Raw genomic sequence first — 12,545 nt, forward strand, 5'->3', positions numbered from 1 at the left:
CGGTACACATCCTGACTTGATGAATTTAATTTCACTCCTTTGTAAATTGAAAAAGGCGTAATTTGGGCATCACACGATTGAAACCTTATGATCGTTATAGTGATTTTTTCGTATTGATTGGCGACTAAAAACAAGCCATGTCTATAATTATGTTTAATAGGGAGATTGGTATGAAGATATTGTTAACGGGTGGTACTGGATTTATTGGCTCTGAATTGGTCAAGAGTTGGAACACTGACGACGTGACATTGCTGACGCGGAGTCCTGAAAATGCCAAGCAAAACCTAAATCACCTCAACCAGAACAACCTTCATTACATTCAATCCCTTGATGAGCTCAGTGATCTCAATGACTTTGATGTGGTGGTCAACCTCGCGGGTGAACCGATTGCCGATAAGCGTTGGAGTACAGAGCAAAAAGAGAGGATCTGTAACAGTCGCTGGCACATCACTGAAAAGCTGGTCGAACTAATTCATGCCAGTAGCAACCCGCCACACGCTTTTATTAGCGGTTCAGCCGTCGGCTACTATGGCGATCAACAGCAGCACCCGTTTGACGAGTCACTGCAAGTAGAAGATGAAAGCTTTCCTCATAAAGTCTGTGCCCACTGGGAAGAGATAGCCAAGCGAGCACAATCAGAAAGCACACGCGTGATACTACTGCGAACAGGGGTTGTACTTGGCGAGAATGGCGGCGCACTCAAGAAGATGCTATTGCCTTATAAACTCGGCGTCGGTGGTCCAATAGGTTCAGGTGAGCAGTACATGCCATGGATTCACATTCTCGATATGGTGAGAGCCATCAATCACTTGTTGTCTATCCCTCACGCTCAAGGGGAATTCAATATGTGTGCCCCTCACCCTGTGACCAACAAACTGTTCAGCAGCACGTTAGCGAAACAATTAGGCCGACCGCATTTCTTATTCACGCCGAAATGGGCAATGTCGCTTCTGATGGGTGAATCTTCTTGTCTACTCTTTGACAGCATTCGTTCCAAACCAAAGAAACTCACTGAAATGGGATTTATCTTTAGTTACTCAAGAATAGAACCAGCCTTAAAAAACTTGTTACAACATCAAGACTAATTCTTTACCCTAGAGCGATAGAGACTCTAATAAAGGATTAAGTGTGAACAAGTCGATTCTTATTACCGGTTGCTCAACAGGTATTGGCTATACATGTGCTCATGCACTTCAAAAGCGTGGTTTTCATGTCATTGCATCTTGTCGTGATCCACAAGATGTTCAACGCCTTCAAGATGAAGGCCTCACCTGTATTCAATTAGATCTTTCCAACCAAGAAAGTATTGAGCATGGCGCCAAGCTTGCTATTGATCTCGCACCTAATGGATTGTATGGATTATTCAATAACGGTGCTTACGGTCAAGCAGGGGCACTAGAAGACTTACCGACCCAAGGACTCAGAGAACAATTCGAAACCAACTTCTTTGGTTGGCATCATCTCGTCTGTCAGATCCTTCCGCACATGCGCGAGCGTGGCGAAGGTCGAATCGTACAAAACAGTTCCGTATTAGGTTTTGCAGCCATGAAGTATCGTGGTGCTTATAATGCTTCTAAATTCGCGATTGAGGGTTGGACAGATACCTTACGATTAGAACTGCATGGCAGCGGTATACAGATCTCATTACTGCAACCAGGGCCAATTGAGACTCAATTTAGAACCAATGCCTTGAAAGCGTTCAATAAATGGATCAACATTTCTGGCAGCGCCCACCAAGACGCTTACCAACAACAAAAAGATCGACTCGAAAAAGAATCATCGAATAACGCTTTTGTCCTGCCTCCAGAAAGTTGTATTGAGCCGGTATTCCATGCTCTCACCGCCGACAAACCCAAGCTAAGATACCGAGTTACGACCCCGACTAAAGTGTTCGCGGTATTGAAAAGGATTCTACCGAGTCGCTTGCTAGACCCTATTTTGAGAAAAGCTGCATAAATTACTAACTTTGAATGCAGAGTCGCAAACTTTAATGTAACGATGTAATTTTTCCGTAACAATAAGATGTCATGATTATCCTATCCCATCAGTTATTCCCAATTGATGGTTCTACTCTGGAAATCTCATGACTTTAAACCGCCTTAATTGGGTAGGTGTGGGTCTGGCGATTACGTTGTTTATTCTGTTTTGAGTATCTCACGCAACGCCTCACTGACTACCTCGATGATAACGCTATGCCTTCCATGTTGAGATAACAATTATATCAACATCGAAGCATAGCGTTTTTCTATTTTTGGTTCTTTTTATCCGAGATAACCGAGCTAGATCTTGAAGTTACCGACTAACCCCCCCATATTTGCAACGTATCCACAAAACAAACCTCAAGGAACGTAAATGCAATCTCCGCATATTGTTGAACTTAATGAGCAGAACTTTCGTCAAGTATTAGAAGGTTCGATGCAGACCCCTGTACTCATCCATTTTTGGGCACCAATGAGCCAAGAGAGCGCCCAAGTCATTCCTGAACTGCAAACTTTAACTCAGCAATACAACGGTGCCTTCACCTTAGCCCTGCTCAATTGCGAACAAGAGCAAGCTATTGCTAGCCAGTTTGGTGTTCAAGCACTGCCCACTATTGCACTGTTTGTTAATGGTCAGCCAGTCGATGGGCTCGGTGGCCCTCAAAGCATAGAAGCTATTGTCGATATGCTCAGCAAACACCTTCCTAGCCAAGATGAACTTGCTTTGCGTCAGGCTCTTGAGCAAATGCAAGCTGGCGAGCACACACAGGCACTAGCAGCAATGCAGCAACTTCCAGCAGAGCTGACGAATAAAGGTGAAGTAAAACTGGCGATCGCAGAGTGTTTGTTAGAAACGCAACAATTTGACCTTGCTGAAACTCAGCTAGCAACTATCCCTCTTGAGTACCAAGACAACTACTACAAAGGCTTAGTTGCAAAGCTTGAACTTCATAAACAAGCAGCAGACAGCCCTGAAATACAAGCATTAGAAGCAGCTCTTCAGCAAAATCCGAGCGACGCTAAAACAGCATCTGAATTAGCATTGCAATATCACCAAGTGAACCGCAGTGAAGAAGCTATGGATCTATTATGGTCTTTCCTAGCCAAAGATCTTAATGCTCTCGATGGTGACATGAAGAAAGAGTTCATGGACATCTTGAGTGCGCTTGGACAAGGTAACCCAGTTGCCAGTAAGTACCGTCGACAACTGTACTCTCTGCTTTACTAGTTAAACCTAAAAAGCCGTAGATTAAACATCGAAAATTGACAATTCAATCAATTAGTTTATCGCATAATAGAATGTAAAATGGGCCATAAAATCAATATTTTATGGCCCATTTCTCGTTTATAAATTTGCTCAGAATTTAAATATGAGCCAGTATCAATACTGAACTATCAAAAACTCAAACTTGCAAAGGATTTTGTATGCCTATTGATACCTTGATTACTATCGGCGTCTTTACTGCCGTCGCACTGTTATTTATCTTCGCTGGCGTAAAAACCGTTCCACAAGGCAACAACTGGACCGTTGAACGCTTCGGGCGATACACACACACCCTTAAACCGGGTCTTAACTTAATCATTCCATTTATTGATAAAGTTGGACAGCGCATCAGCATGATGGAGCGTGTTCTCGACATCCCAGCACAAGAAGTCATCTCCAAAGATAATGCAAATGTGGTTATCGATGCGGTTTGTTTTGTTCAAGTTATCGACGCGCCTAAGGCAGCTTATGAAGTGAATGACCTTGAACATGCGATCCGTAACTTAACCCTCACCAATATCCGTACTGTGCTTGGCTCGATGGAACTGGATGAGATGCTGAGTCAGCGTGACATGATCAATACCAAGCTACTGAACATCGTTGATGAAGCGACAAACCCTTGGGGCGTAAAAGTCACCCGTATCGAAATTAAAGACGTACAGCCACCAGCAGACCTTACTGCTGCGATGAATGCCCAGATGAAAGCCGAGCGTAATAAACGTGCTGATATCTTAGAAGCAGAAGGTGTACGACAAGCTGAGATCTTGAAAGCAGAAGGCCACAAGCAATCAGAGATCCTGAAAGCAGAAGGTGAGAAGCAAGCGGCAATATTGCAAGCAGAAGCCCGTGAGCGTGCCGCAGAAGCAGAAGCTAAAGCGACAGAAATGGTATCAACGGCAATTGCTCAAGGTGACATGCAAGCGGTCAATTACTTCATTGCACAAGGTTACACCGACGCATTGAAATCTATAGGCCAAGCTGAAAACGGCAAGATCATCATGCTACCACTCGAAGCAACTGGCCTTATGGGTTCAGTAGCGGGTATCGCGGAGATGTTTGCACATAAGAATGACAAAGGTAGTAAGGACTAACTTATGGTCGAATTACTAGAACAAGTAAACCACTGGCATTGGTTAGCGTTTGGTCTAGCATTGTTAGCGCTTGAGCTAATTGGAACCGCTGGTTACTTTTTATGGATAGGCATATCTGCCATGCTGGTCGGTGCCCTATTAGGAGCATTACCAATTGGTTGGCAGATACAATGGCTGTCCTTTGCTAGCTTCTCTCTTATTACCACTTGGTTGTGGTGGAGAAGACAACTCTCGAATGACAAGCAATCGGATGCAGGGCGAGAGTTAAACCAAAGAGAAAAGCAATTGGTAGGTCAAACCGTTATTTTAAGTGAAGACGTAAAGAAAGGTAGCTGTCGAATTAAGTTCGGTGACTCTTCTTGGTCAGCAAAGGCCAGTCAAGATATTCCATCTGGAACCGAAATTAAGATTGTCGCTTTAGACGGAATCGTTCTAATAATAGAACCTTTATAAACAAGAGCTATATGAAGCCTGCATTTTCAATAAATGCAGGCTTTTTCTATTTTTGAACCTTAATAATATTCGAATTATCATTGCGATAGATTGAATTGAAAAAAAAATAAGTTCTTATTTCGTAAAGCTAAAAAGTTTGATTGAGCTAAAAAGGTATAAGAAAGCCAGATTTCTTACCCAATATATATATGAATAGTTAACCTTACTCTCGCTTATTTATAATTATTAAAAATGTTAAGTCCGTCGAATTTTTGAAATTTTCTTTTCCTTGTCCATACTTTCAATTATCTCAATTAGAGATAAACCTAATGGAGTTTGTATGAGACATTTTTTAATAATTCTAACGGCTATTTTCAGCTTGTCATTTGGAAGCGCTCTAGCGAGCAGTCAGTCTCCCGGTAACGGAAACATGGGGCCTATCGTTAAGTGTTCAGATGGTAACGCAGTCACTCATGTACCACTGTTGATCTGTAAACATTACGGCGGAAAGGTGCTGTGATAGGTGCTGTGATAGGTAATTAAAGTCAGGCTAGTAATGAAATTGCTGCCTGACGATTATTTAGAACTGGAATAACCTAACTGCGGCCAGATAGATTATTCAAGATAGGACATTCCGTTGAAGTATCTCCAGGGCAGTCATGTACCCAAGATTGTAGCTGCACCTTCATCTTGTTTAACTCCGCAAGCTTCAACTCTATTTCATCTAACTTCTGAGTAGCCTTCTTCTTTACTTCGTAGCTTTGTCTGTTGGGATTCATTGCCAACTCAACCAGTGACTTACACTCATCGAGAGTGAAACCAACCATTTTAGCTCTCAAAACGAACTCTAACTGTTCGATATGAATCTCGCCATATTGCCTGTAACCATTTTCTGATCGGTGCGGTGGGCTCATCATGCCTTTACTTTCGTAAAAACGAATGGATTTCGCTGTTGTACCAACACGCTTCGCTACTTCACCAATATTCACAATCTTACCTGTAAGCCTAAAATGAAAAACCGCAGTACTGCTGTTATACAATACTGCGGTTGAAAAACATAGCTAGAGACTTACGTTAGAAGCCTACTCTTGCTCTAATAGCCAAATCATAGTTTGAGATTTTTCTTCGCTGTTTAGCTTATTGAACCAATATGAAACCATTTCGATTTCTTTTGAGCCTTCTAGTGATGTTGGGGTAGCGTTTTTACGATTCTTGAATGCCCAATCAGTCACAGCAGCTTGCTCTTCTTTTGTCGCTTGACCATACCAGTAATTAACCATCTCTTGAGCTTGAGACGCTTTTGGTTCTTCAGCAACTACAGCCGCAACAGGTACCGCAACCGGAGCAACAGCGATAGCCGTATGATTATTTGCACCGTTATAAATTGTGTCGATATACGCTTTCGGCACAATGAAAGTTGTACTCATGACTGAGTTTTGCCCATCAAGCGTAAACTCTAAGTTCTTTTCTCTTGCTTGCTGTATATCAGCGTCGCTTAATGGGAATTTAATATATTGAGTCTTTGTGCAATGTTCGCTGCAGCTTTCTCTTGGTACTTGTCTATCTTCTAATTCTATCGTTTTACCAAAAAAACTAACCGTTTCGTACTCTTTGTAACTTTGGAAGTAACTCACGTCCATAGTAATTGAAGATTCTGGGGCAGTATTTGGTGTTACTTCTTTATTGTATGTAAAGTAAAGCGACGACTTGAGAATGTCTGCGCCTACATTTGCTCTATTTTCTGCTACGTAAGATTGACCGGTTACTTTAATGTAACCACCTTTGGGCTGCACATCAGCAACTGAGTCTGCAAAATTACTTTGTGAATCGAGTGAACTACAAGCTCCCAAAAATAATGATAATACAACTACACTAACTTTATTCATTATGACTAATTCCTTATGTTCACTATGGAAAAACGCTGGCAAAAAAATTTACCAGCGTTTTGATTTTATCTAACTGCTTAAGCTGATAATTCTAGCTTAGAAACCGTACTCAAGACCAACGCGAGTTACGATATCTGTATCAGCGTCACCAACAGTACGACCCGCTACACGTAGGTAAGGTACGAAACCGTTGTGAACAGCCATTAACTGAGCAGAGATAGTGTTACTATCGTCAGTTTGTGCAGCCGACAATACAGAGTTAGATGCAGTAGTCCCTGAAAGGTCTGCTTCTAAGTTTGCAGCATAACCAACTTTCACACCAATTGGACCATTCCAGTATTGACCAATGATTGAGTAAGAGTCTTGCGTATATTTACGCGTACCGTTGTCTAGCTCTTCGCCTTTATACGCAGCCGCAATACCGAATCCAGCTGGTAGGCTAGCTTCAAAACCAACAATGTAAGCGAACGTGTCATCATCATAGCCAGCTACAGCTGCTGTACAATCCGGCGTACCTGGAGCATCTGGGTCAAACACACAAGATTCAGCGGTATCTGCTGTTACACGAGTACCAGATTCAACACCAGCCATGAATGTGATTTTTTCGAAGCTGTACTTAGCACTTGCGCCAACAAAGTTTGCGTCACGAGTTGCTGCACCACCACCGTTGTCGTTATCGTCACGACCAACAGAAGCTGCAAAAGAGAAACCGCCAAATTTAGCTGAATCGTAACGAACTTGGTTAGATTGACGATCGTAGTGACCGTTGATGCCGCCCCAATCGAATACAGAACCTAGACCAGGGTTAGAGAATGGCCAGTCGACGATTTCGTATAGTGGAGTAAGAACACGACCCACACGCAGGTTACCCCAAGAGCCAGAAGCACCAACGAACGTATCACGGAAACCAAGCACACCGCCTGAAACGCCGCCATGACCCCAGTCTGTGCTATCTACGTAGCCAGATTCAATCTGCATTGTGATTAATACGTCATCAAACATCTCTTTATGAGCACGGAAGCCGATACGAGATTCATTCTCTACAGCGTAACCAGTACTAGAGTCGTTGTTGTCAGTTGTGTTGTAGTTAACTAGAGAGATAGCTGCAACACCGTATACGTCAACGTTGAAATCAGAGTTGATACCAACTTCTTTCGCCATTACGCCTGTCGATAAAAGTGCAACGGATGCACCTAGTAGAGTACGTTTGAAAATTTTGTTTTCCATGGAATAAAACTCCTAAAAATGGATATAGCTGTTTGAATATTCCCCGCCTAAAGTTGGCCGCCGTAGAGAGAAATACCTTTTCTTGTTTGAGAACCCTAAACTCTGAATTCTCTATTTCCTTTCTGGTTATACACATCATGTGCATCCATGGCATTAAGACTAACTTCGCCCTCAAAAAGATCAATGAGAACTTAATTTTCATCTAAAAAAATATGAGTTGGTGCAAATTTAATAGGTACTTAGTGATCCAGATCGATAAATAGAAAAATCCTCACCAAAACAAAATTAATACCAATAAATTCAACAAGTTGAGGTAATTATAACTTTGTAAAAATAGATATGACTCGCATTTTTGATACAACTACAATGGTATTTCATTAATGTTGAGCAGCGTCACTGTCCTGATTTTAGAGTTCGTATAGGAACAAAATTCTCAACAATTAAAAAGGCATCTAATTTGCAGCAGACACAAAAAAGGCACTCCCTTGAAAGGAGTGCCTTTGAGCTTTTTTTATCTGTATTTACTTACGAAATAAGGGCTATTAGATCTTCTTCTGTTCTTATTTCGATACCTAAATCTTGTGCTTTAGTCAGTTTAGAACCCGCAGCTTCACCGGCAAACAAGATGTCCGTTTTCTTCGATACGCTACCCGTCACTTTCGCACCTAATGCTTGTAACGCAGCTTTAGCTTCACTTCGACCTAATTGCGACAATGAGCCTGTTAACACAACGACTTTACCTTCTAATGGTAGCTCTTGGTCATCGGCAGCTTCTTTGATGATTGGCCAATTCACACCTAGCTCTATCAGCTGATCGACGACCGCTCTGTTTTTCTCTTGTGAGAAGAAGCTGGTGATATGGCTAGCAACGATGTCACCAATATCTGACACTTCAACTAATTGTTCATGAGTAGCTGCTTGAACCAGTTCCAACGTCTTAAAGTGTTGCGCTAAGTTCATCGCTGTCGCCTCACCGACTTCACGAATACCGAGTGAATAGAGGAAACGCGCTAACGTCGTGTCTTTAGCTTTATTCAACGCACTCACGACGTTCTGTGCCGATTTAGGCCCCATTCGGTCAAGAACAGTAATCACGCCAGCACTTAGCTTAAATAAATCAGCAGGTGTTTCGACCATTTCACGGTCCACAAGCTGCTCAATAACTTTCACGCCCAGTCCATCAACGTCTAGCGCCTTTCTAGAAACAAAGTGTTTAAGTGCTTCTTTACGCTGCGCCTGACAGACTAAACCGCCAGTACAACGCGCTACAGCTTCACCTTCTACACGCTCAACCGCAGAACTACATACTGGGCAAGCATCAGGGAAAACAATGTCTCTAGCCGTTTCAGGGCGACGATCTAGTACAACAGCCACTATTTGTGGAATAACGTCACCTGCACGGCGAATAATAACGCTGTCGCCTACCTTCACGCCTAAACGCGCAATCTCATCGGCATTGTGTAAAGTGGCATTGCTGACCGTCACGCCACCAACGAAGATAGGTTCAAGTTTAGCAACCGGCGTAATAGCGCCAGTACGGCCCACCTGAAATTCAACGTCATTGAGCAGTGTAATCTCTTCTTGAGCTGGAAACTTATAAGCAATTGCCCAACGTGGCGCTCTAGCAACAAAACCAAGCACTTCTTGAGCCGCGATATCGTCGACTTTGATAACAACGCCATCAATCTCGTAAGCCAGAGCATCACGACGAGTCATAATATCTTGGTAATAGGCTTTCACGTCTTCGAGAGAGCTCAGTTGCTTAGTCTCGGGGCACATAGGTAAGCCCCAACCTTTAAGCTGTAAAAAGCGTTCGTAGTGACTATTTGATAGCTCAGCGCCTTGTACAACACCGACACTGTATGCGTAGAAAGCTAGCGGACGTTTCGCAGTAATACGGGAATCAAGCTGACGCAGGCTACCTGCGGCGGCATTACGTGGGTTAACAAATACTTTCTCGCCTTTCTTCAACGCCATCTCATTCAACTTATCGAAACCCGCTTTTGGCATAAACACTTCGCCACGAACTTCAATACGCTGCGGCCAGCCTTCACCTTGTAACTTAAGTGGGATAGAGCTGATCGTACGCACGTTTTCAGTGATGTTTTCACCCGTCGCACCGTCACCACGTGTCGCAGCCTGAACTAAAATACCATTCACATAGAGTAGGCTAACTGCAAGGCCATCAAGCTTAGGTTCACAACAGAAAGTCTTGAGGTTAGCGGTTGGCGCTCTATCAGACATTCGCTTATTGAACGCATCCAAATCTTCATCAGAGAAAGCATTGTCCAGAGAAAGCATTGGGATCTCATGAGTCACTTGAGTGAAACCATCGAGAGGCTGACCACCAACACGTTGGCTCGGAGAATCTACTGTCACTAGTTCCGGGTTCTCTTCTTCGATCTTTAGCAATTGCTGCATTAATCGATCGTACTCGACATCAGGGATCTCAGGGCTATCTTCTACGTAATAACGAACGGCGTGATAATGCAGAGTTTCTCTTAACTGCTCTAAGGTAACTTGAATCGATTCTTTCATATCATTCTCTATCGTGATTGAAATATCAAAAAGGGCTCCCTTAGGAGCCCTTTTCTATAAATATAGATTATTTACAAGGCTAAACAATACGGCTAGGCATTCGATGCCGTCATAAAGTCTCTGATTTGCTTGCGGTAGTCAGATAAACGGTTTGGTGTCATTAAGTTGCGTGACTCATCCAACACGTTTCCGCCCATATCGTCAGCAATTTTCTGCGCCGCACTCAGCATCACATTGAAGTTTTGATCAGCTTGACCATAACAAGGCAACGTCATAAAGAACGAAATACCTTTAGTCGTGAAGTCAGCAGGATCATCATGTTCTAGCGTTCCTGGCTGCATCATGTTTGCAACGCTGAAAATAACCTTTGGTGCATCTGTAGATTGTGCAAAGCAGTGGTAAATAGACATCTCACCATAAGTTAAACCGTTGTTCTCCATGCTGCGGAAAAGTTCAGTCCCAACGAATGGGATCTCTCCAGCACAGTGAACATTAAGAACGATCACTTCTAAACCAAGTTCTTCATCTGGTTTTGCTTCTTCAACAGTCGCACTTTGCGGAGTCACGACTTCTTTCGCAACAACGGGCTCTCTTTGAGTAAGCGTTTCGTTTGGAACGACTGGCTCATCAACTGTTTCAGAAGGCTCTTCAAACGAACCGTACTGCACTTTAAAGCCGGCATGGTTTTCTTTTTGCTCGTCAGTCAACTCAAAGCTTGGAACTTCAGGCTCAACGTCCTTCTCTTCCTCAATCACTTCAGGTTCACTTTCAACCTTAATTGGGTCTTCTACGCTGAAAGAAGGAAGATCATTTAATTCGATATCATCTTCGTAAGCTTCTTTCGCTTGTGGCGCTGTTAGCGGATCTGAGTCGATCAGCGGATCAGTATCAGAGGGTGAAACAGCAAAATCCGGCTCTTTACGTTCTTTTCGGATTATCTCAAAATCATCTTCTGGGGCGAATGAACGGTTTGGAATAGTTTCTGCTTCATCTAAGCTGTCGTTATCAAGCTTACCGAGCGGCTTATCTCCAAACTTTGCTTTCCCTTCTTTTTTACTCGTCCATAGACCATGGAACAATAATGCGGCGATAGCTAATGCGCCAACAATAATGAGTACAAATCGCAATTCCTGCATTTTTCGCTCTCAGCTTTCTTAGTCAACTAGCTATAAACACGCTGTCACTAAGTTGGGTTAATTTGGCTAATCTCACTACTCTATCAAAAGTAGCCACTGTTTTAGAACAACTTAATACAATTAGTTCCTTACATGGTGTGATTTTCACCACGCTTTTTTTCTTAATTTCGGTCGAGTACACTAGACATGTTTGCTATTTAACCAAATTCACATGTGACCTAATTTAAATATGACTATTGAATCTGTTCCCCGCTCCGGCTTTGGCTATTTTATTTTCGGAATAAAAATCGCTTTATCACCGAGCATTCGTAAGTTTGTACTAATGCCACTTATCGCGAACGTGTTACTCGTTGGTGGTGCCTTGTTTTATATCTTCTCCAACCTAAACACTTGGATTGAAGGTTGGATTGGTGCATTGCCAAGTTTCTTGTCGTGGTTGTCATACATTTTATGGCCATTACTTGTGTTAACCGTCTTGGCCACATTCTCGTATTTCTTTAGCACGCTCGCTAACTTCATTGCCGCACCGTTCAACGGTTTACTCGCGGAAAAAGTTGAAGAGTTGTTGAGCGGTAAAAAAGTTAATGACGATGGTTTACTTGATGTCCTCAAAGATACCCCACGTATATTAGCGAGAGAATGGCGCAAGCTTGTCTACATTCTGCCAAAAGCGATCGGTTTATTCCTACTTTTGTTAATTCCAGCACTAGGGCAAACCGTTGCTCCGTTTTTATGGTTCATTTTCACAGCATGGATGTTAGCGATTCAATACGCCGACTACCCGTTCGATAACCATAAAATCAAATTTGATGACATGAGAAACAATTTGAAACAAAAACAAGGTAAGAGCTACAGCTTTGGCGCGCTTGTTTCTGTGTTCACTACTATTCCAATTTTAAACCTGATTGTGATGCCCGTTGCCGTTTGTGGCGCGACAGCAATGTGGGTTGCTGAGTTTAAAGACCAAGCTCTACGTTCTCGTCTATAGTTCT

At 42.8% G+C, this 12,545-nt stretch carries 12 protein-coding genes; 7 read left to right on the forward strand and 5 right to left on the reverse strand.

Going from position 1 to position 12,545, the window contains the following annotated elements:
- Positions 1-170 precede the first annotated feature (170 nt).
- The 6 genes from AB4133_RS04285 (at position 171) to AB4133_RS04310 (ending at position 5,286) form a co-directional block, all read left to right on the forward strand.
- On the forward strand, positions 171-1,085 hold the full coding sequence (locus AB4133_RS04285; RefSeq protein WP_372224010.1) for a TIGR01777 family oxidoreductase: 915 nt from the start codon (positions 171-173) through the stop codon (positions 1,083-1,085).
- A gap of 43 nt (positions 1,086-1,128) precedes the next feature.
- On the forward strand, positions 1,129-1,956 hold the full coding sequence (locus tag AB4133_RS04290) for an SDR family oxidoreductase (protein WP_017061923.1): 828 nt from the start codon (positions 1,129-1,131) through the stop codon (positions 1,954-1,956).
- A gap of 396 nt (positions 1,957-2,352) precedes the next feature.
- A complete protein-coding gene (locus AB4133_RS04295; protein WP_017061924.1) occupies positions 2,353-3,207 on the forward strand; it encodes a co-chaperone YbbN in 855 nt (284 codons plus the stop codon).
- 197 nt (positions 3,208-3,404) lie between these two features.
- Positions 3,405-4,334, forward strand: a complete 930-nt coding sequence (locus tag AB4133_RS04300; protein WP_017063395.1) for an SPFH domain-containing protein — start codon at positions 3,405-3,407, stop codon at positions 4,332-4,334.
- A 3-nt stretch (positions 4,335-4,337) separates the two neighbouring features.
- Positions 4,338-4,787 (forward strand): NfeD family protein, encoded by a 450-nt coding sequence (locus tag AB4133_RS04305; protein WP_017072438.1) that lies wholly within the window; start codon positions 4,338-4,340, stop codon positions 4,785-4,787.
- A 319-nt stretch (positions 4,788-5,106) separates the two neighbouring features.
- On the forward strand, positions 5,107-5,286 hold the full coding sequence (locus AB4133_RS04310; protein ID WP_017061927.1) for a hypothetical protein: 180 nt from the start codon (positions 5,107-5,109) through the stop codon (positions 5,284-5,286).
- 76 nt (positions 5,287-5,362) lie between these two features.
- On the opposite strand, the gene cueR is transcribed toward AB4133_RS04310, so the two are convergent.
- The 5 genes from cueR to zipA all read right to left on the reverse strand — a co-directional run bounded on the left by cueR (position 5,363) and on the right by zipA (position 11,553).
- On the reverse strand, positions 5,363-5,755 hold the full coding sequence (cueR, locus tag AB4133_RS04315; RefSeq protein WP_017061928.1) for a Cu(I)-responsive transcriptional regulator: 393 nt from the start codon (positions 5,753-5,755) through the stop codon (positions 5,363-5,365).
- 93 nt (positions 5,756-5,848) lie between these two features.
- Positions 5,849-6,652, reverse strand: a complete 804-nt coding sequence (locus AB4133_RS04320) for a DUF2057 family protein (RefSeq protein WP_017061929.1) — start codon at positions 6,650-6,652, stop codon at positions 5,849-5,851.
- A gap of 96 nt (positions 6,653-6,748) precedes the next feature.
- Positions 6,749-7,879 (reverse strand): porin, encoded by a 1,131-nt coding sequence (locus tag AB4133_RS04325; protein WP_372224011.1) that lies wholly within the window; start codon positions 7,877-7,879, stop codon positions 6,749-6,751.
- Between the two features lie 525 nt (positions 7,880-8,404).
- The gene (gene ligA, locus AB4133_RS04330) at positions 8,405-10,417 is read right to left on the reverse strand and encodes an NAD-dependent DNA ligase LigA (RefSeq protein ID WP_102320156.1); all 2,013 of its coding nucleotides are present in this window, start codon (positions 10,415-10,417) and stop codon (positions 8,405-8,407) included.
- Between the two features lie 92 nt (positions 10,418-10,509).
- Complete coding sequence (gene zipA / locus AB4133_RS04335) at positions 10,510-11,553, reverse strand: cell division protein ZipA (protein WP_017061932.1); 1,044 nt, start codon at positions 11,551-11,553, stop codon at positions 10,510-10,512.
- Positions 11,554-11,782: 229 nt separating this feature from the next.
- Here zipA and cysZ point away from each other — a divergent pair, with 229 nt between their 5' ends.
- Complete coding sequence (cysZ, locus tag AB4133_RS04340; RefSeq protein WP_029235129.1) at positions 11,783-12,541, forward strand: sulfate transporter CysZ; 759 nt, start codon at positions 11,783-11,785, stop codon at positions 12,539-12,541.
- Positions 12,542-12,545 lie beyond the last annotated feature (4 nt).

Origin of the sequence: Vibrio sp. 10N.286.52.F8 (assembly GCF_041468745.1) — a bacterium.
Taxonomy (GTDB): Bacteria; Pseudomonadota; Gammaproteobacteria; order Enterobacterales; family Vibrionaceae; genus Vibrio; species Vibrio crassostreae_C.

What these genes read in the sequence shown, in the direction of transcription:
- zipA (WP_017061932.1), bottom strand. Translation starts at nt 11,553, where the DNA reads ATGCAGGAATTGCGATTTGTACTCATTATTGTTGGCGCATTAGCTATC.
- AB4133_RS04305 (WP_017072438.1), top strand. Translation starts at nt 4,338, where the DNA reads ATGGTCGAATTACTAGAACAAGTAAACCACTGGCATTGGTTAGCGTTT.
- AB4133_RS04320 (WP_017061929.1), bottom strand. Translation starts at nt 6,652, where the DNA reads ATGAATAAAGTTAGTGTAGTTGTATTATCATTATTTTTGGGAGCTTGT.
- AB4133_RS04325 (WP_372224011.1), bottom strand. Translation starts at nt 7,879, where the DNA reads ATGGAAAACAAAATTTTCAAACGTACTCTACTAGGTGCATCCGTTGCA.
- AB4133_RS04295 (WP_017061924.1), top strand. Translation starts at nt 2,353, where the DNA reads ATGCAATCTCCGCATATTGTTGAACTTAATGAGCAGAACTTTCGTCAA.
- AB4133_RS04310 (WP_017061927.1), top strand. Translation starts at nt 5,107, where the DNA reads ATGAGACATTTTTTAATAATTCTAACGGCTATTTTCAGCTTGTCATTT.
- AB4133_RS04285 (WP_372224010.1), top strand. Translation starts at nt 171, where the DNA reads ATGAAGATATTGTTAACGGGTGGTACTGGATTTATTGGCTCTGAATTG.
- AB4133_RS04300 (WP_017063395.1), top strand. Translation starts at nt 3,405, where the DNA reads ATGCCTATTGATACCTTGATTACTATCGGCGTCTTTACTGCCGTCGCA.
- cysZ (WP_029235129.1), top strand. Translation starts at nt 11,783, where the DNA reads ATGACTATTGAATCTGTTCCCCGCTCCGGCTTTGGCTATTTTATTTTC.
- ligA (WP_102320156.1), bottom strand. Translation starts at nt 10,417, where the DNA reads ATGAAAGAATCGATTCAAGTTACCTTAGAGCAGTTAAGAGAAACTCTG.